General features: G+C 58.1%; 20 protein-coding genes. 19 read left to right on the top strand and 1 reads right to left on the bottom strand.

From position 1 onward, the window contains the following. The 18 genes from BN1129_RS01720 (at nt 1) to BN1129_RS01635 (ending at nt 15,870) form a co-directional block, all read left to right on the top strand. Nucleotides 1-2,145, top strand: a complete 2,145-nt coding sequence (locus tag BN1129_RS01720) for a chemotaxis protein CheA (RefSeq protein WP_042034090.1) — start codon at nt 1-3, stop codon at nt 2,143-2,145. Between the two features lie 32 nt (nt 2,146-2,177). Further along, nucleotides 2,178-3,293, top strand: coding sequence for a protein-glutamate methylesterase/protein-glutamine glutaminase (locus BN1129_RS01715; protein WP_042034089.1), 1,116 nt, complete (start codon nt 2,178-2,180; stop codon nt 3,291-3,293). A gap of 2 nt (nt 3,294-3,295) precedes the next feature. After that, a complete protein-coding gene (locus BN1129_RS01710; protein WP_042034088.1) occupies nt 3,296-4,033 on the top strand; it encodes a flagellar motor protein in 738 nt (245 codons plus the stop codon). 2 nt (nt 4,034-4,035) lie between these two features. Beyond that, the gene (locus tag BN1129_RS01705; RefSeq protein ID WP_042034087.1) at nt 4,036-4,950 is read left to right on the top strand and encodes a flagellar motor protein MotB; all 915 of its coding nucleotides are present in this window, start codon (nt 4,036-4,038) and stop codon (nt 4,948-4,950) included. A 4-nt stretch (nt 4,951-4,954) separates the two neighbouring features. After that, nucleotides 4,955-5,749: a ParA family protein gene (locus tag BN1129_RS01700; protein ID WP_042034086.1), complete on the top strand. Its 795-nt coding sequence runs from the start codon at nt 4,955-4,957 to the stop codon at nt 5,747-5,749. Beyond that, on the top strand, nt 5,746-6,618 hold the full coding sequence (locus BN1129_RS01695) for a chemotaxis protein CheW (protein ID WP_042034085.1): 873 nt from the start codon (nt 5,746-5,748) through the stop codon (nt 6,616-6,618). The genes BN1129_RS01700 and BN1129_RS01695 overlap by 4 nt, the downstream gene beginning before the upstream one ends. A 69-nt stretch (nt 6,619-6,687) precedes the next feature. After that, nucleotides 6,688-7,176 carry a chemotaxis protein CheW gene (locus BN1129_RS01690; RefSeq protein ID WP_005298836.1) on the top strand — a complete coding sequence of 163 codons (489 nt, stop codon included), beginning with the start codon at nt 6,688-6,690 and terminating at the stop codon, nt 7,174-7,176. A gap of 18 nt (nt 7,177-7,194) precedes the next feature. Beyond that, a complete protein-coding gene (locus BN1129_RS01685) occupies nt 7,195-7,581 on the top strand; it encodes a DUF2802 domain-containing protein (protein WP_042034084.1) in 387 nt (128 codons plus the stop codon). A 163-nt stretch (nt 7,582-7,744) separates the two neighbouring features. After that, nucleotides 7,745-8,380, top strand: coding sequence for a cytochrome c biogenesis heme-transporting ATPase CcmA (ccmA, locus tag BN1129_RS01680; RefSeq protein ID WP_042034082.1), 636 nt, complete (start codon nt 7,745-7,747; stop codon nt 8,378-8,380). A 4-nt stretch (nt 8,381-8,384) separates the two neighbouring features. Next, a complete protein-coding gene (gene ccmB / locus BN1129_RS01675) occupies nt 8,385-9,053 on the top strand; it encodes a heme exporter protein CcmB (RefSeq protein ID WP_042034081.1) in 669 nt (222 codons plus the stop codon). A gap of 162 nt (nt 9,054-9,215) precedes the next feature. After that, entirely contained in the window at nt 9,216-9,956 is a 741-nt protein-coding gene (locus tag BN1129_RS01670) for a heme ABC transporter permease (RefSeq protein ID WP_042034080.1), read from the top strand. A gap of 2 nt (nt 9,957-9,958) precedes the next feature. Then, complete coding sequence (gene ccmD / locus BN1129_RS01665) at nt 9,959-10,165, top strand: heme exporter protein CcmD (protein ID WP_042034079.1); 207 nt, start codon at nt 9,959-9,961, stop codon at nt 10,163-10,165. Further along, nucleotides 10,162-10,653: a cytochrome c maturation protein CcmE gene (gene ccmE, locus BN1129_RS01660; protein WP_042034078.1), complete on the top strand. Its 492-nt coding sequence runs from the start codon at nt 10,162-10,164 to the stop codon at nt 10,651-10,653. The genes ccmD and ccmE overlap by 4 nt, the downstream gene beginning before the upstream one ends. An 82-nt stretch (nt 10,654-10,735) precedes the next feature. Next, the gene (locus tag BN1129_RS01655; protein ID WP_042034077.1) at nt 10,736-12,691 is read left to right on the top strand and encodes a heme lyase CcmF/NrfE family subunit; all 1,956 of its coding nucleotides are present in this window, start codon (nt 10,736-10,738) and stop codon (nt 12,689-12,691) included. Continuing rightward, complete coding sequence (locus BN1129_RS01650) at nt 12,688-13,218, top strand: DsbE family thiol:disulfide interchange protein (RefSeq protein ID WP_042034076.1); 531 nt, start codon at nt 12,688-12,690, stop codon at nt 13,216-13,218. Before BN1129_RS01655 ends, BN1129_RS01650 begins: the two co-directional genes overlap by 4 nt. Before the next feature lie 11 nt (nt 13,219-13,229). Then, the gene (locus BN1129_RS01645) at nt 13,230-13,709 is read left to right on the top strand and encodes a cytochrome c-type biogenesis protein (protein ID WP_042034075.1); all 480 of its coding nucleotides are present in this window, start codon (nt 13,230-13,232) and stop codon (nt 13,707-13,709) included. Continuing rightward, the gene (ccmI, locus tag BN1129_RS01640) at nt 13,706-14,977 is read left to right on the top strand and encodes a c-type cytochrome biogenesis protein CcmI (RefSeq protein WP_042034074.1); all 1,272 of its coding nucleotides are present in this window, start codon (nt 13,706-13,708) and stop codon (nt 14,975-14,977) included. Before BN1129_RS01645 ends, ccmI begins: the two co-directional genes overlap by 4 nt. Nucleotides 14,978-15,057: 80 nt before the next feature. Next, entirely contained in the window at nt 15,058-15,870 is an 813-nt protein-coding gene (locus tag BN1129_RS01635; protein WP_042034073.1) for an MlaA family lipoprotein, read from the top strand. A 132-nt stretch (nt 15,871-16,002) separates the two neighbouring features. Here BN1129_RS01635 and sodB read toward each other — a convergent pair whose 3' ends face one another. Then, nucleotides 16,003-16,587, bottom strand: a complete 585-nt coding sequence (gene sodB / locus BN1129_RS01630) for a superoxide dismutase [Fe] (RefSeq protein WP_005319233.1) — start codon at nt 16,585-16,587, stop codon at nt 16,003-16,005. Between the two features lie 286 nt (nt 16,588-16,873). On the opposite strand from sodB, the gene BN1129_RS01625 reads away from it, so the two are divergent. Continuing rightward, a complete protein-coding gene (locus BN1129_RS01625) occupies nt 16,874-17,218 on the top strand; it encodes a Grx4 family monothiol glutaredoxin (protein WP_042034070.1) in 345 nt (114 codons plus the stop codon). Nucleotides 17,219-17,268 lie beyond the last annotated feature (50 nt).

Below are 17,268 nucleotides of genomic sequence, written 5' to 3'. Positions count from 1 at the left end.
ATGGCCTTCGAAGTTGATGAAGACATACTGCAAGACTTTTTGGTCGAAGCATCCGAAATATTGGAACAGTTGTCCGAACAACTGGTCGACTTGGAAAAGCGACCCGATGACAAGAATCTGTTGAATGCCATATTTCGCGGCTTCCATACCGTCAAAGGCGGCGCCGGTTTTCTCTCTCTGGGTGAGTTGGTAGACGTGTGTCACGGCGCCGAAAACGTGTTCGATATCTTGCGCAATGGCAAGCGAACCGTCACGGCGGAATTGATGGATGTCATTTTGCAGGCGCTGGATGCCATCAATGTGATGTTTGCCCAGGTGCAAAATCGAGAACCGCCGAGCCCTGCTTCCGCTGAAATTTTGCATGACCTGCATGAGCTCTGCAAGCCTGAAGGGCAGGAGCAGTTGTTGACTGCCTCGGCAGGCAATAGTGCGCCTGTAGAAACTGCGGCATCTGCTGACGAGGTGAGCGCGGCTCCTGAGCCTGAAGCGGTTGCCGAACCCGTGGCCGTCAATGGTGGCGGCTCCATCGATGAAATCTCAGCCGATGAGTTCGAGCGCTTGCTCGATGAACTCCACGGCGTCGGCGGAGCCCCGACGCCGGTTGCGAGCCCCGTGCTGACTGGTACGGGTGATATCACAGACGATGAGTTTGAAGCCTTGCTCGACCAGCTGCATGGTCAGGGTCAGCATAGCGGCGCGCCTGAGATCAACCCGTTGAAGTCGGTGCAAAAAGAGGTTGACGAGCTGATCGATGATGATGAGTTCGAACGCCTGCTCGATGAATTGCATGGTCGTGGTCAAGGGCCAAAAACCAGCATCACGCCCCCTGTTGCACCAACGGTCGCAGCGCCGGTGCCCGCCGCCGTCGCCAAGTCAACACCAGCCCCCAAACCAGCAGCAGCACCGGTTGCTGCCGCTAAACCGGCACCAGCCCCCGTCAAGCAAGCCGCTGCACCAGCAGAGAATGCGGTGCAAAGCGATACCACTGTGCGGGTGGATACCAAAACGCTAGACGTCATCATGAACATGGTGGGTGAACTGGTGCTGGTACGAAATCGTCTGGTGAGCCTTGGGATCGCCAGCAACGATGAGGACATGTCAAAAGCGGTTGCCAACCTGGATGTGGTAACGGCAGACCTGCAAGGCGCCGTGATGAAGACGCGCATGCAGCCTATCAAGAAAGTATTCGGTCGTTTCCCCCGGGTTGTGCGCGATTTGGCCCGTACCCTCAAGAAAGATATTGAGCTGGTGATGGTCGGGGAAGAAACCGATCTGGACAAAAACCTGGTCGAAGCCCTGGCCGATCCGCTTGTTCACCTGGTGCGTAACTCATGTGACCACGGGGTTGAGATGCCGGATGTACGGGAAAAAGCGGGCAAGCCACGGCAGGGCACCATTACCCTGAGCGCCTCCCAGCAGGGTGATCACATTCTGCTTTGCATCGAAGACGATGGCGCAGGCATGGATCCGGAAAAGCTCAAGTCCATCGCTATCAATCGTGGCGTTCTGGATGCAGACACTGCGGCCCGCATGAGCGACAGCGATGCCTATAACCTGATTTTTGCTCCCGGTTTCTCGACCAAGTCTGAGATTTCCGATATTTCCGGCCGTGGTGTCGGCATGGATGTGGTGAAGACCAGCATAGTGAGCCTCAACGGCTCTGTGCATATTGACTCTGCCTGGGGTAAGGGCACTCGCCTCGAGATCAAGGTGCCCTTGACCTTGGCTATCTTGCCTACGCTGATGGTGGAAGTGGGTGAGCAGACATTTGCCTTGCCGCTGGGGTGTGTGAACGAGATTTTCCATCTGGACCTCAAGAAGGCCAACATGGTCGACGGTCAGCTCACCATCATAGTGCGCGACAAGGCCATCCCTCTCTTCTACCTGCACAAGTGGCTGGTAAAAGGGACAAGCAAGAAATCACGGCAGGATACGGGCCATGTGGTCATAGTGCAGATTGGCACTCAGCAGATAGGCTTTGTCGTGGATAATCTGATTGGCCAGGAAGAGGTGGTGATCAAGCCACTGGACAACCTGCTGCAAGGAACCCCGGGCATGGCCGGGGCTACCATCACCAGCGATGGTGGTATTGCACTCATTCTGGATGTGCCGAGTCTGCTCAAAGCATATGCGCGTAGACATTGATAGCTCAGGCCCAAGGAGTTAGAAAAATAACAATGGCAGTTAAGGTATTAGTTGTCGACGACTCGAGCTTCTTCCGCCGCCGGGTCAGTGAGATCATCAATCAGGATCCTATGCTGACGGTGATCGATACGGCCCAGAATGGACGGGAAGCGGTAGACAAAGCACTGGCTCTACGGCCTGATGTGATCACCATGGACATAGAGATGCCCGTGATGGATGGCATCAGCGCGGTGCGCGAGATCATGGCCAAGTGCCCCACTCCGATCCTGATGTTCTCCTCGCTGACCCATGAAGGGGCCAAGGCCACCCTCGATGCCCTGGATGCGGGAGCCCTCGATTTCCTGCCCAAGAAGTTCGAAGATATAGCCCGTGACAAGGACGAAGCAGTTCGCTTGTTGCAACAGCGGGTCAAGGAAATATCGCGCAAGCGTTTCCTGATGGGGGCCAGCGCCCGGCCAAAAGCGCCTGAACCTGCTGCTCGCAGCCCACAGGTCGGTTCGTTGCCACGTCCTGGCGATCGTCAGGTCGAGCCACCGCGAATCGTGCCGGTTGCCGCGTTTAAACGCAGCGGGAAAACTTACCAGCTGGTGGCTATTGGTACCTCTACTGGTGGTCCGGTGGCGCTGCAAAATGTGCTGACCAAATTACCGGGTGATTTTCCTCATCCGATTCTGCTGATCCAGCACATGCCGGCAACCTTTACCGCTGCATTTGCCGCTCGCCTCAACGGTTTGTGTCAGATAGGGGTCAAGGAGGCGGAGGATGGTGATGTACTCAAACCTGGTCACGCCTATCTGGCGCCGGGTGGCAAACAGATGTTGCTGGAAGGGCGCGGAGTCGGTGCTCGCATCCGGATCGTCGATGGCAATGACAAGGTTAACTACAAGCCTTGCGTGGACATCACCTTCGCATCGGCAGCCAAGACCTATGCCGACAAGGTGCTCGCCATCGTATTGACCGGCATGGGGGCGGATGGCAGGGATGGTGCGCGTCTGCTCAAGGAGCAAGGATCCACCATCTGGGCCCAGGATGAAGCCTCGTGCGTCGTATACGGTATGCCACAAGCCGTCGCCAAGGCGGGTATCGCCACTGAGTCACTGCCGCTGGATCGGGTAGCACAACGTATCCTGGTGGAGCTGGGTCGCTAAAGATGAGCATGTTTGGCCTGATCCTGGCTCTGGGAGCCATTGCCATTGCTCAGCTATGGCATGGTGGAACCCTGCTCACCCTGCTCGACGGACCGGCATTTGTCATCGTTGTTGGTGGTACCTGGGGTGCCGTCATTTTGCAGACACCACGTAAATATCTGCTCGAGGCGATCAGGCAGCTGCGCTGGATGTTGTTCCCCCCGGGTTGGGATCTGCTCAATCAGGCCGAACGGTTGCAGGGATGGGCGGTGTTCGCCCGCCAGCAGGGCCTGCTGGCGCTGGAAAATCAGGCTGATCAGGAAAGTGACGAGTTCACCCGCCAGGGGCTCACCATGATAGTGGATGGAGTGTCGATTGAGGATATTCGCATGTTGCTGGAAGCGGATATCGACATCGAGCAGGAGCGTAACGAGCACTCGGCCCGGGTATTTGAGGCCATGGGGGGATATAGTCCGACCATTGGTATCATAGGTGCGGTCATGGGTCTGATCCAGGCCATGTTCAATCTGGAGGATCCGGCAGCCCTCGGTGCCGGCATTGCCGTTGCCTTTGTTGCCACCATTTACGGGGTCGGCTTTGCCAACCTCTTTTATCTGCCGATTGCGAACCGCCTGCGCGCCTTTCATTATCATTACGCCCTGTTCCAGGAGATGACCCTGGAAGGATTGATGGCGATTGCCCACGGTGAGAATGGCCCGCAGGTTGAACGGCGGTTGAAGGCTTATCTGAAAGGAGAGTAGCCATGCGCAAGCGCTATCGTTTGCATCTGCAAGGTCGAGAACATCTCGATCGCTGGCTGGTTTCCTACGCCGACTATATGACGCTGATCTTTGCGCTGTTTGTGGTGCTCTATTCGGTGGCCCTGGTCAACAAAGATAAATATCGCGCCGTCATCGACGGCATGACCCAGGCGTTCAACGTTATGCAGCCACGCAGTGATGGCCTGCTGGAAGGGCAGGGGCAGTCGCTGTTGAACAACGAGATATCGGCCGCACCCTCAGTGCTGGAGAGTGCTATGCCACCTTCCCCCTCCCTTGCTCCCATTTCCGGTGTGCCCATCAAACAAGATGGTATGGCTCTTGCGAAGATAGATACGCAACTGAAAGAGAGCATGAGCGCTCTGATCGAGGCCGGGGTGGTCAAGCTTACGCTGGACGACAACTGGCTGACGGTCGAGTTGAGCTCGGGTCTCTTGTTTGGCAGCGGCAGTGCTTTTATGAGCACCAATGCCTACCCTGTGCTCAATACGCTTTCAGGTATTCTGAAACCGGTCGATAACTATGTGAGAGTGAGAGGCTATACAGATAACCAGCAGATAAATAATGAAATTTTTCGCTCCAACTGGACGCTGTCTGCGGCAAGGGCCGAAGCCGTGCTCACAGCTCTCATCGCCAAGGGCATAGCACCACAGCGGCTTGCCTACGAGGCATACGGGGAGTTTTCTCCCTTTGCCGAGAATGACAGCGAACAGGGACGCTTACAGAATCGCAAGGTGGTGGTCGCTATTTCCAAGTTCGCATGGACGCCACCCGCAGCTCCCGCCAAGCCTGTGATGGTGGCGCCGGTTCCTGCAGTGCAGCAGGCGGTAGAGGCAGGCGAGGTCAAGGTGATCACTCTGCCAGGTGGCGGCATACGTATAACAACAAGGCAGGATTGATACAGTGATTGTTTGGACGGTTGCCAACCAAAAAGGTGGGGTCGGTAAAACCACCACAGTAGTCGCGTTAGCCGGTATCCTGGCCCAGCGTGGCCAGCGGGTGCTATTGATTGACACCGATCCCCATGCTTCCCTGACCTCTTATCTCGATTTTGACTCGGATCGGCTGGACGGTACCCTCTATGAGCTGTTTCAGGCCGTCAAACCGACGGCCGAGCTAGTCAATAAACTGACGCTGCGAACCAAGTTTGACAACATCCACCTGCTGCCTGCCTCCATTACCCTTGCCACTCTGGATCGGGTGATGGGCAACCGGGAAGGCATGGGGTTAGTGATCAAGCGTGCCCTGCTGCGGATTCATGATCAGTATGACTATGTGCTCATCGACTGTCCGCCTGTGCTGGGGGTCATGATGGTCAACGCCCTGGCAGCCTGCGATCGGATCCTGGTGCCGGTTCAGACTGAGTTCCTGGCCCTAAAGGGGTTGGAGCGGATGATGAAGACCTTCGAAATCATGCAGCGATCCAAGCGGGAGAAGTTCCGCTTCACCGTGATCCCCACCATGTTTGACAAGCGTACCCGCGCCTCTCTGATGACACTGAAGTCCATCAAGGATCAACATGGGGATGCGGTATGGAACGCCGTCATCCCCATAGACACCAAGTTTCGGGATGCCAGCTTGCTCCACATTCCCCCTTCTATTTATTCGCCGAGCAGTCGCGGCACATATGCCTATGAGACCTTGCTCAACTATCTTGATGCCCAGGAGCGTCAACGTGCTCATGAGGTGGCATCATGAGAGACACAACCCAAGTGAGGGCCATGGATGATTACTTCCACTCCCTGTTGCTGGATGAGGCGCTGTTGCCTGATCTGCCAGAGGAGCCGGAACCTGCGCCCGCGATCCGGCTGCAACGCCAGCCTCAGGCACAGTCCGAGGTGGTGGTACAACCCTATCTGGAGGCCGATGAGCGACTCGAGCAACTGAGCGAGCTGCTTGCCCAAGTGGGGCAGGTGCAGTTTGAAATGGACGCGCTGAGCCATGAAGAGGTGATCAGCGAGCCGCTGCAGATCGAGGTCGAAGATACCTTGCTGCTCGTTGAACCAGTATGGCTGGAGGAGATGCCAGCCCCTGCGATGACAGAGCCGTCGACGCTGGTGATGACAGAGACTGCGGTGGAACTGGCCCCTCAGGCAGAGGCCGCCCCATCGACTTGGGAGAATATCGATACCGGTAAGGAGTTTCAGGCGCTCTTTTTCGACGTCGCCGGGGTTACCTTTGCGGTGCCCCTGACCGAGCTTGGCGGTATCCATCAGATGGGAGAGGTCTCATCACTGTTCGGTCAGCCGGATTGGTATCGTGGCATCATGACCTCCCGCGATCAGAAGATGAACGTGGTGGACACAGCACAGTGGGTGATGCCGGGGCAGCATCTGGAAATACCGGATTACAAGTATCTGATTATGCTGGGTGAATCTCCCTGGGGACTCGCCTGTCATCATCTGAAGGGCACAGAGTTATTGCATCGTGATCAGGTTAAATGGCGTCACCAGGAGGGCAAGCGCCCTTGGTTGGCGGGCATGGTCAAGGAGAAGATGTGTGCCCTGCTGCACGTCAGGGAATTGCTCCTGCTGCTGGAGCGCGGGGTCAACATAGAAGGTCGCTGATAACTTCTGCACTTATGCTCTTTTATTGCTAGTTTTACCAGTAGACGTTTTCATAAAAGGAATAAAAACATGACAGAAAAGCGCAATATTGCACAGAATCTGGCCGAAGATGAAGTGCTGCAATGGGTCACCTTCCAGCTGGAAAATGAAACCTACGGCATCAACGTGATGCAGGTGCAGGAGGTGTTGCGCTACACCGAAATAGCCCCTGTGCCGGGTGCGCCCGAGTATGTGCTGGGTATCATCAACCTGCGCGGCAATGTGGTGACCGTCATCGACACCCGCTCCCGTTTCGGCCTGCCTTCCGGCGATGTGAGCGAGAACTCGCGCATCGTCATTATCGAGGCGGAGAAGCAGGTGATCGGCATCATGGTCGACAGCGTGGCCGAGGTGGTCTATCTGCGTTCCTCCGAGATCGATGCCGCCCCTGCGGTGGGTACCGAAGAGAGTGCCAAGTTCATTCAGGGGGTCAGCAACCGCGATGGCCAGCTGCTTATCCTGGTCGATCTGAACAAGCTGCTCTCCGATGAAGAGTGGGAAGATATTGGTTCCCTCTGATAGGAAAATGATGTGTCGATGATTGAGATAGCCGCCTTGGGGGTATCCTTGTTGGCCCTGGTGCTGGCCCTGTACGGGGTGATCAGCAGCCGACGTGGCCAGCGAGGGTCCGACGCCAGGGTGGAGACGCTACAAGGCCAGCTTGAGAGCCTGCGCAAGCAGATGATGGAGCTGCACACGGGGGCCATCGGCATGGGTCAGCGTTTGCAGTCCGTTGAAGGGGGAATGCAGCTGGTCAATGATCGCCAGCAGGAGCTGACCCTGCAGGATCCGGAGCGCCGCCTTTACAGCCGCGCCGCCAAGATGGTGGAGCTGGGCGCCGACCTCGACGAGGTCATGAATGAATGTGAATTGCCGCAAGCTGAGGCAGAACTATTGATTTCATTGCGAAAAGGCCGTTCATAGCCCCTCAGGAAGGCGCCCGCCTTCCTGATTTTTCCCGCCCATTTGATGCATCCCAAAGGCGGGATCTTCCCCACAAATCCGGCTGATAGTTGGCATCTTTGAAAAGACGCTCCCCAATACTGTGTTAATATGCAGGCCGCTTCTTTTCACTGATTACATCCTCATGCTGCTTCAAATTAACAATCTGAGCTGCGTGCGTGAAGATCGCACTCTGTTTGAACATCTCTCCTTTGCGGTGGCTCCCGGCGATCTGGTGCAAATTGAAGGCCCCAACGGGGTGGGTAAGACCAGCCTGCTCCGGCTGCTGACCGGTCTGTCGCAGCCGTTTGCCGGTGAGGTGTGCTGGAATGGTGAGAGTATCCGCAGCTGTCGTGATGAATATCATGCCAACCTGCTCTATCTGGGCCATCAGCCTGGCGTCAAGGCGGCGCTGACGCCGCTCGAAAATCTCGCGTTCTATCAAAAGTTGCATCATCCGGCTCAATCGACGGTAGATTTGTGGCAGGTGCTTGCCCAGGTCGGCCTGGCCGGATTTGAGGACTATCCCACCGGGCAGCTCTCCGCCGGTCAGCAGCGCAGGGTCGCCCTTGCTCGGCTCTGGCTCAGTGAAAAGCCGGCACTCTGGATCCTGGATGAGCCCTTTACCGCCATCGACAAACAGGGTGTCAAGGTGCTGGAGCGGTTGTTCCTGGCCCACGCAGAGCGGGGGGGCATGGTGATCCTCACCACCCATCAGGACATGACCTTGATGGAAGGGCGGTTGAAGACCCTCTCTCTCACGCCCTCGCTGCAGGAGTAGTTTGATGTTGCGCGCCGTAATCCACCTTATTCATCGCGAGTTGTTGATGGCCCTGCGCCAGCGCTCCGACATACTCAACCCGCTCTGGTTCTTCCTCATCGTCATCACCTTGTTTCCCCTTGGTATAGGCCCCGAGCCCAAGCTGCTGGCCCGTATCGCCCCTGGCATCATCTGGGTGGCGGCCTTGCTGGCGGCCATGCTCTCGCTGGAGCGGCTGTTTCGCGATGACTTCAGCGACGGGGCGCTGGAGCAGATGATGCTGATGCCTCATCCGCTCGGGCTGCTGGCGCTGGCAAAAGTGATCGCTCACTGGCTGTTGACCGGTCTGCCATTGCTGCTGATCTCACCGCTGCTCGCCATCCTGCTGTCGCTGGACATGAACACTTATCTGGCGGTGGTTGCCACCCTGGCGCTGGGGACACCCGTACTGAGCCTGCTCGGGGCAGTCGGCGTTGCCCTGACGGTGGGGTTGCGCAAGGGCGGTGTCTTGCTGAGCTTGCTGATCTTGCCGCTCTATATTCCGGTACTGATTTTTGCCACGTCCGCCATCGATGCGGCGGGCATGGGGCTGCCCTATTCGGGCCAGCTCGCGATCTTGGGAGCCATGCTGGCCGGTGCGCTGACGCTGACCCCCTTGGCGGTTTCGGCGGCGTTGCGGGTCAGCGTGAACTGATGAACGCTGTGGTAAGGCGTCTCGGGATGGGCTGCTATAAAAAACAGACTTGAGATAGATCAAGAGGATTGCTGCTTATTTCTTTCGGGGGATGTGATGTTTTCCGGCAGTGGGTATGGTAGGCCTCGCCACTATATTAATAACAGAAAGGTTTTGTGAGCTATGTGGAAATGGTTGCACCCTTACGCTAAACCCGAACGCGCTTATCAGCTGGCAGGGACCTTGCTGCCCTGGTTTGCCGTGACAAGCCTGCTGGCGTTCATCATAGGCACCCTCTGGGGCCTGGCTTTTGCACCCGCTGATTATCAGCAGGGTGACTCCTTCCGGATCATCTACATCCATGTGCCGGCCGCCATCCTCTCCATGGGGGCTTATTCCACCATGGCGGTGGCTGCCTTCATCGGGCTGGTCTGGCAATTGCGAATGGCCGACATGACGGTGGCCGCCGTTGCGCCGGTTGGTGCTGTGTTCACCTTCATCGCGCTGTTTACCGGCGCCGCCTGGGGCAAGCCCATGTGGGGCACCTGGTGGGTGTGGGATGCCCGTCTCACCTCGGAGCTGATCCTGCTGTTCCTCTATCTGGGCGTGATTGCCCTCTACAACGCCTTCAGCGACAAGGTGGTTGCTGGCCGTGCCGCCGGCATTCTGGCGCTGGTGGGAGTGATCAACCTGCCCATCATTCACTACTCGGTGGAGTGGTGGAATACCCTGCACCAGGGCGCCAGCATCACCAAGTTCGACAAACCCTCCATCTCCCCCGAGATGCTGTGGCCGCTGCTCATCATGATACTGGCCTTTGCCACCTTCCTCGGGGCGCTCTCCCTGATGCGTTTTCGAAATGAGCTCTTGATGCGGGAGTGGCATCGCCCCTGGGTCATCGAGCTTGCCAAGCAGGAGAAGTAAGCATGCACTTTGCCTCTTTCAGTGACTTCATGGCGATGGGCGGGTACGCCTTCTATGTCTGGCTCTCCTTCGGTCTGACCCTGTTCTGCCTGGTCGGCATCGCCATTTCCACCCGGTTGAAGACCCGCAGTCTGCTCGGCGAATTGCGCAGCAAGCAGGCCCGCGAGACTCGCCGCAAGGCGGCCCAGCAGATGGAGAACACCCTATGAACCCGAGACGCAAGAAACGCCTCAGCATCATACTGGCGATAAGTCTTGGCCTCGCCGCCGTGATAGGCCTGGTGCTTTATGCCCTCAGCCAGAATATCGATCTCTTCTACACCCCTAGTGAACTGGTGGAGGGCAAGGGGCCGGACAAGGTCAAGCCGGAAGAGGGGCAGCGCCTTCGCATCGGTGGTCTGGTGGTGCCGGGGTCTGTGCTGCGGGATCAACAGAGCCTCAAGGTAGCCTTCAAGCTGGTGGACAATGGCGGCCATCTGGTCACCGTCGAGTTTGACGGCATACTGCCCGACCTGTTCCGCGAAGGGCAGGGCATAGTGGCCCAGGGTACCCTCAAGAACGCCACTACCGTGGAGGCGTTCGAGGTGCTGGCCAAGCACGATGAGAACTACATGCCGCCGGAAGTGGCCAATGCCACCAATGGCATGCATTTCAAGCCGGAATATACCGAGGCGCAGTTGAAGGGAGCCAAGCAATGAATCCGCTGGCCCACCCGCCGTTTTTACCGTTTCTCGCCTGTGTACCGGTTTGTGTCACGGCTCAATTGAAAGGAACCCTGCCATGATCCCGGAATTAGGACAGTTCTCACTGATCCTGGCCTTTGCCACCGCCCTGCTGCTGGGCGTCTATCCCTTGCTCGGTGCCCAGTGGGGGCGGCTTGGCATGATGTCGACGGCTCGTCCGCTGGCCTATGCCCAGTTCCTGCTGTTGTTGCTGTCCTTCCTGTGCCTGACCTGGGCCTTTATCGACAATGACTTCACCGTGCAGTATGTGGCTACCAATTCCAACACCCTGTTGCCGCTGGCTTATCGGATCTCCGCCGTCTGGGGTGCCCATGAGGGCTCACTGTTGCTCTGGGTGCTGACCCTGGGTGGCTGGACGGCGGCAGTGGCGTTGTTCAGTCGCAGCCTGCCGCTGGATGCGGTGGCTCGGGTACTCGGCGTGTTGGGGCTGATCTCGGTCGGTTTTACCGCCTTCGTGCTGTTTACTTCCGATCCTTTCACTCGCACTCTGCCCTACTTCCCGGTGGATGGACGGGATCTCAACCCGCTATTGCAGGATCCCGGCCTCATCTTCCACCCGCCCATGCTCTACATGGGCTATGTGGGCTTCTCGGTGGCATTTGCCTTTGCCATCGCTTCGCTGATGACGGGGCGCCTCGACGCCACCTGGGCGCGCTGGTCCCGTCCCTGGACCATGGCCGCCTGGGTCTTCCTGACTTTAGGGATAGTGCTTGGCTCCTGGTGGGCCTATTACGAGCTTGGCTGGGGTGGCTGGTGGTTCTGGGATCCAGTGGAAAACGCCTCCTTCATGCCCTGGCTGGCGGGTACTGCGCTGCTGCACTCACTGGCGGTGAGCGAGAAGCGGGCCACCTTCAAGGCCTGGACAGTGCTGCTGGCACTCTCTGCCTTCTCCCTGAGCCTGCTCGGTACCTTCCTGGTGCGCTCGGGCGTGCTGGTCTCGGTGCATGCGTTTGCCTCCGACCCGACCCGCGGCCTGTTCATTCTGGGCTTCCTGCTGGCGGTGATCGGTAGCTCGCTCCTGCTGTTTGCTTTCAAGGGCTCGCAGGTGAAGAGCCACGGCAAGCACGAGCTGTGGAGCCGCGAGACCCTGCTGCTGTGCAACAACATCATGCTGGTGGCGGGTCTGCTGACCGTGCTGCTCGGCACCCTGTTACCGCTGGTGCACAAGGAGCTGGGGCTTGGCAGCATCTCCATCGGGACGCCCTTCTTCAACCACATCTACAGCTGGCTGATCATTCCGTTTGCCCTGTTGCTGGGGCTTGGCCCGCTGTTTCGCTGGCGCCGTCAGGATCTGGGTGAGCTCAAGGGCAAGGTGATCCTGGCGCTGGTATTGAGTCTGGCCGCCGCCTTCCTGCTGCCGCTGCTGCTGGCCGAGGAGTTCAAACCCTGGGCCGCCCTCGGCATAGGCCTCGGCACCTGGATCATCATCACCAGCATTCAGGAGACCTGGGTGCGCGCCACCCACAAGCACAGCTTTGCGGTCGGTGTGCGCAAGCTGGGCAACAGCCACTGGGCCATGATTTTCGGCCACGTAGGCTTGGCGGTGAGCATCATCGGCATCGCTTGTACCCAGAACTACAGCATCGAGAAAGACCTGCGCATGCAAGCCGGCGATCGGGTGCAATTTGCCGATTACGAGTTCGTGTTCACCGGGATTACCGAGAAGAACGGTCCCAATTACGACGGTTTCAAGGGCGTGCTGGAAGTGCACAAGGGTGGCAGGCTGGTCGCCCTGCTCAAGCCGGAGAAGCGCATGTACAAGGTGAGTCGCATGCCGATGACGGAAGCGGCCATCGACGCAGGTTTCACCCGGGATCTCTATGCGGCGCTCGGCGAGCAGCTTGACAACGGTGCCTGGGCGGTGCGGATCTACTACAAACCCTTCGTGCGCTGGATCTGGTTCGGTGGTGTCTTCATGGCCATTGGCGGCGTGCTGGCGATGCTGGACAAGCGCTACCGTTTCGGCCGTCGTGACGAGGAGGCCAAGGCATGAGCAAGAAAATCTGGTTGTTTTTGATCCCCTTTATCGTCTTTTTACTGGGGTCAGTGTTTCTGTTCAAGGGACTCTACTCCGATCCCACTAAGCTCGAATCCGTGATGGTGGGCAAGGAGGTGCCGGTGTTCACCCTGCAGGACATCTATGACCTGAACAAGCAGCATGACCGCAGCATCCTCAAGGGGCAGCCCATGCTGCTCAACGTCTGGGCCACCTGGTGCCCGACCTGCTATGGGGAGCACACCTACCTCAAGCAGCTGGCGGGGCAGGGGATCTACATCGTCGGCATGAACTACAAGGATGAACGCGCCAAGGCCATCAACTGGCTGGCGGAGCTCGGCAACCCCTACCAGATCAACCTCTATGACCCGGATGGCATGCTGGGGCTGGATCTGGGAGTCTATGGCGCGCCCGAGACCTTCTTCATCGACAGCCAGGGCATCATCCGCTATCGCCACGTAGGGGATGTCAACCCCGACGTCTGGGCATCGACCCTCAAACCCATCTTTGATGCCATGAAGTGAGGGAGAGCCTGATGAGAGTATTGATTGCATCCTTGCTGTTGCTGGCCGGATTGGGCGGCGCCGGTCAGGCGCTGGCCGCCATTGATGTCTACACCTTCGACAACGATGCCCAGGAGCAGACCTTTCGCGAGCTGACCAAGGAGCTGCGTTGCCCGAAGTGCCAGAACCAGGATATCGCCGATTCCAATGCGGGGCTTGCCAAGGATCTGCGCGACAAGACCTATCAAATGGTGCGCGAGGGCAAAGAGAAGCAGGAAGTGGTGGACTACATGGTCGCCCGCTACGGCAACTTCATTCTGTATAACCCGCCGCTGATGGCGTCGACCCTGATCCTCTGGCTGGGCCCGTTGCTGGTCATCGTCATAGGTGTCGTCACTGTGGTGGTGCGCAGCCGTCGTCGCCCCGCGGCGGCCAGGCCGGCGGATAGCGCCCTGAGCGCGGAAGAGCAGATTCGTTTGACGGCCCTGCTCAAAGAGGAAGAGAAACAATGACCGCATTTTGGATAGTGATCGCGGCCCTGCTGGTGCTGGTGAGTCTGGCGCTGGTAGTGCCGTTGTGGCGCGGCGAGGGCAAGCAGAGCATCAGCCGCTCGGCCCTCAACAAGCAGCTCTATCGCCAGCGTCTGCTGGAGATAGGCGAAGAGCGTGAACAGGGCATATTGGCGGAAGAGCCGGATTCCTTGATCGAGCTGCAACGCAGCCTGCTGGACGACATTCCCGACGTGGAGCAGACCGCTCGGGGTGGCAAGAGTCTGATCTGGATCCCGGGTGTGCTGGTGCTGGTGGTGGTGAGTCTGGGACTCTATTACCAGCTCGGCTCCTGGCGGGAAGTCCAGCGCTGGCAGGATGCCAACAGCCGGTTGGGTGAGCTGAGCAACCGTATCCTGGTGGAGCAGGATGCCCAGGTGACCGAGCAGGATCTGATGGACTTCATGCTGGCCTTGCGCACCCGTCTGAAGGACGAGCCGAACGATTATCGCGGCTGGCTGCTGCTGGGCCGCCTGTCGCTGGATGGTAATGATCCCGAGATGGCCCGTGAGGCGCTGGAGCGAGCCTATGCGCTGGCGCCACAAAAGGCCATGGTGGCCGTGCCCTATGCCCAGGCACTGATGATGACCGGAGGTGAGGCTCAGGCCGATGAGCTGCTGCGTAGCGCCATTGCGCTGGATCCGGCCAACATAGAGGCTCGCTCCGTCTATGCCTTCATGGCGCTGCAAAAAGAGGACTTCAAGACGGCGCTGCTGCGCTGGCGCGAGATGTTGCCGCTGATGGAGAAGGGCTCGACCCGCTACACCATGGTGGAGCGCTCCATCGACTATGCCGAGCAGCAGCTGAAGCAGCGTGGCATGGCGGCGCCAAGCGTGCCGGCTGTCCAGAGCGAACAGGCACAAACCCAGGCGCCTGTTCAGGTGCAGGCCGGTGAGTTCCCGTTGCACGTCACGCTGGCCCCCGGCATCCAGCTGCCGGAGGATGCCCATCTGTTCGTGTTTGCGGTGATCCCCAACGGGCCACCCATGCCCATCGCGGTCAAGCGCATAGCGGGTCCCCAGTTCCCGTTGACTCTGTCACTGGGGGATGGTGATGCCATGATGGAGGGCAGTAAGCTTGCTACCTACCCGCAGTTGCAGTTCAAGGCTCGCCTCTCCCGCGGTGGCAACGTCATGAACAAGGAAGGGGCGTTTGAAGGGGTATCGGCTCCGATCCCGACGGACGCAATTCCGTCAGCGCCGATTGACATCCGCATCGATCACGCCCTCTAATACTCCCTTGGCCCGGCCCCTCGATGGGGCCGGGCTGCCTATAATCCAGATTAATCACAATAAAAAGCTAGGACTTCCATATGTATGTGCGTTTAGGGGCATTGATGGTGGCGTTGTTGCTGGGTGGCTGTGCAGGTGGTCCACCCCAGCCGGGTCCTGCAAGCCTTGACCTCAAGAGGGCCCAGAGCCGGCCAGCGGCGACCAGCACGGCCAGCGATGCTCGTGACCCTTTCCAGGGCGCAAACCGGGCCATGTGGGTGGTCAACTATGATGTGCTGGAGCCTTACGTGGCCCGCCCCGTGGTGCACGGCTATGCCAACTACGTTCCGCAGGGCATGAAGGATGGCATCGAGAATCTGGTGGAGAACTTCAACGAGCCGAGCAGCATGGTTAACCATCTGATCACGGGTGATTTGAAAGGGGCCGGGACCAATCTGGGACGCTTTACCATCAACACAACCGTGGGCGTACTGGGGATATTCGACGTGGCCAAGTATGCCGGGCTTGAGCGTGACAAGCTGGAGTTCAATACCGTGCTGGGCAGTGCCGACATCGGGGATGGCGCCTATCTGATGGTGCCTGTCTATGGCCCCAGTACCACCCGCAAGCTGGTCGGGGACACCATCGATACCATCTACTTCCCCTATGCGCTGCTGACATTGCCGCTGCGCATCACGCACTGGATGCTGGATGGATTGGGCACCCGCTCCAAGCTGATCGATCAGGAGCGGATCATTGACAACGCGCTTGATCCTTATGCACTGACCAAGGATTTCTTTTTGCAACACAACCAGAACAAAGTGACCGGTCGTCAAACCGAGTTCAAGCAGACGCCTGCGCAGAAGGCTGACGATGTCAATCTGGATGACTATCTGGATGAAATCGACCAGTGATGAACGAGCATCCGGTTTAACAACAAAGGCGCCTGCGGGCGCCTTTCTCGTCATTATTTGGCAGCTGGGTGTGGTTGTATGCACCATAAAAAAACGCCCCGCAGTGCGGGGCGTTTTGGCAAGAAGCGGCTATCAGGCAGCCAGGTTCTTGGCCACGAATTCCCAGTTAACCAGGGTCCAGAAGGTTTCCATGTACTTAGGACGCAGGTTGCGGAAATCGATGTAGTAGGCGTGTTCCCACAAGTCAACGGTCAGCAGCGGCGTGGTGCCGGCTTCGGTCAGCGGGCAACCGGCGTTGGAGGTGTTGACGATGGCCAGAGAGCCGTCGGCTTTCTTTACCAACCAGGTCCAGCTGGAGCCGAAGTTGCCGATGGCAGACTTGGTGAACGCATCTTTGAACTCGGCAAAGGAGCCGAACGCCTTATTGATGGCATCAGCCAGGGCGCCGGTCGGCTCGTTGCCGCCGTTCGGGGAGAGGCAGTGCCAGTAGAAGGTGTGGTTCCAGATCTGGGCGGCGTTGTTGAAGATGCCGCCAGTGGAAGTCTTGATGATCTCTTCCAGAGACTTGCCTTCAAACTCGGTACCCGGCACCAGGTTGTTCAGGTTGACCACATAGGTGTTGTGGTGCTTGCCGTGGTGGTATTCCAGAGTTTCCTGGGAGATGTGCGGTTCCAGAGCATTGATTGCATAGGGCAGAGCGGGAAGTTCGAATGCCATTTTCTACTCTCCATTGGCTGGCCGTGCGAAGGCGACGGTTGCAAGACATTGCGTACTCTTTTCTATTTTGAAAAGAATTGTTCTTGAAATAATGGGGCCAGTTGGCCCAAAGCCCATCGATTGTACCAGCATCAAAGATGGGCTAACAACTCTTGATTCTCGCCATGACTTGGATCAAGCTGCGGCGTATTGATTCATCACTTCTTGCATCCGGGACGGTTTGTCAGTTTGTGGTCTGCCTGGATTGCAGTAGAATGGCCGCCGAAATCGCTCTAGTGAGGCACCTATGGAAACTATTGAAAAGATCAAACAGCAGTTGGCTGACAATCCCATCATCCTTTACATGAAGGGGTCCCCCAAGCTACCCAGCTGCGGTTTCTCTGCCCAGGCCTCCCAGGCTCTGATGTCCTGTGGCGAGCCGTTTGCTTACGTCGACATACTGCAAAACCCGGACATCCGCGCCGAGTTGCCGAAGTTTGCCAACTGGCCCACTTTCCCGCAGCTGTGGGTAGAGGGTGAGCTGGTCGGCGGCTGCGATATCCTTATCGAGATGTTCCAGGCTGGCGAGCTGCAGGCCCTGATCAAGGAAACTGCCGCCAAGCACAAGCCGGATGACGCTGCTGCCGAATAAGGTCGCATCTGCATCATGTAAAAAGGGGAGCCAATGGCTCCCCTTTCTTA

It is taken from the genome of Aeromonas popoffii (genome assembly GCF_000820025.1).
Lineage (GTDB): Bacteria > Pseudomonadota > Gammaproteobacteria > Enterobacterales > Aeromonadaceae > Aeromonas > Aeromonas popoffii.
Note: the sequence above shows the minus strand (reverse complement) of the source record. Positions and strands in the feature narration are given on the sequence as shown.

Coding starts and splice junctions, on each gene's coding strand:
- BN1129_RS01705 (WP_042034087.1), top strand. CDS start 4,036: ATGCGCAAGCGCTATCGTTTGCATCTGCAAGGTCGAGAACATCTCGAT.
- BN1129_RS01650 (WP_042034076.1), top strand. CDS start 12,688: ATGAGCAAGAAAATCTGGTTGTTTTTGATCCCCTTTATCGTCTTTTTA.
- BN1129_RS01635 (WP_042034073.1), top strand. CDS start 15,058: ATGTATGTGCGTTTAGGGGCATTGATGGTGGCGTTGTTGCTGGGTGGC.
- ccmB (WP_042034081.1), top strand. CDS start 8,385: ATGTTGCGCGCCGTAATCCACCTTATTCATCGCGAGTTGTTGATGGCC.
- ccmI (WP_042034074.1), top strand. CDS start 13,706: ATGACCGCATTTTGGATAGTGATCGCGGCCCTGCTGGTGCTGGTGAGT.
- BN1129_RS01720 (WP_042034090.1), top strand. CDS start 1: ATGGCCTTCGAAGTTGATGAAGACATACTGCAAGACTTTTTGGTCGAA.
- BN1129_RS01670 (WP_042034080.1), top strand. CDS start 9,216: ATGTGGAAATGGTTGCACCCTTACGCTAAACCCGAACGCGCTTATCAG.
- sodB (WP_005319233.1), bottom strand. CDS start 16,587: ATGGCATTCGAACTTCCCGCTCTGCCCTATGCAATCAATGCTCTGGAA.
- BN1129_RS01625 (WP_042034070.1), top strand. CDS start 16,874: ATGGAAACTATTGAAAAGATCAAACAGCAGTTGGCTGACAATCCCATC.
- ccmE (WP_042034078.1), top strand. CDS start 10,162: ATGAACCCGAGACGCAAGAAACGCCTCAGCATCATACTGGCGATAAGT.
- BN1129_RS01715 (WP_042034089.1), top strand. CDS start 2,178: ATGGCAGTTAAGGTATTAGTTGTCGACGACTCGAGCTTCTTCCGCCGC.
- ccmA (WP_042034082.1), top strand. CDS start 7,745: ATGCTGCTTCAAATTAACAATCTGAGCTGCGTGCGTGAAGATCGCACT.
- BN1129_RS01685 (WP_042034084.1), top strand. CDS start 7,195: ATGATTGAGATAGCCGCCTTGGGGGTATCCTTGTTGGCCCTGGTGCTG.
- ccmD (WP_042034079.1), top strand. CDS start 9,959: ATGCACTTTGCCTCTTTCAGTGACTTCATGGCGATGGGCGGGTACGCC.
- BN1129_RS01695 (WP_042034085.1), top strand. CDS start 5,746: ATGAGAGACACAACCCAAGTGAGGGCCATGGATGATTACTTCCACTCC.
- BN1129_RS01690 (WP_005298836.1), top strand. CDS start 6,688: ATGACAGAAAAGCGCAATATTGCACAGAATCTGGCCGAAGATGAAGTG.
- BN1129_RS01710 (WP_042034088.1), top strand. CDS start 3,296: ATGAGCATGTTTGGCCTGATCCTGGCTCTGGGAGCCATTGCCATTGCT.
- BN1129_RS01655 (WP_042034077.1), top strand. CDS start 10,736: ATGATCCCGGAATTAGGACAGTTCTCACTGATCCTGGCCTTTGCCACC.
- BN1129_RS01645 (WP_042034075.1), top strand. CDS start 13,230: ATGAGAGTATTGATTGCATCCTTGCTGTTGCTGGCCGGATTGGGCGGC.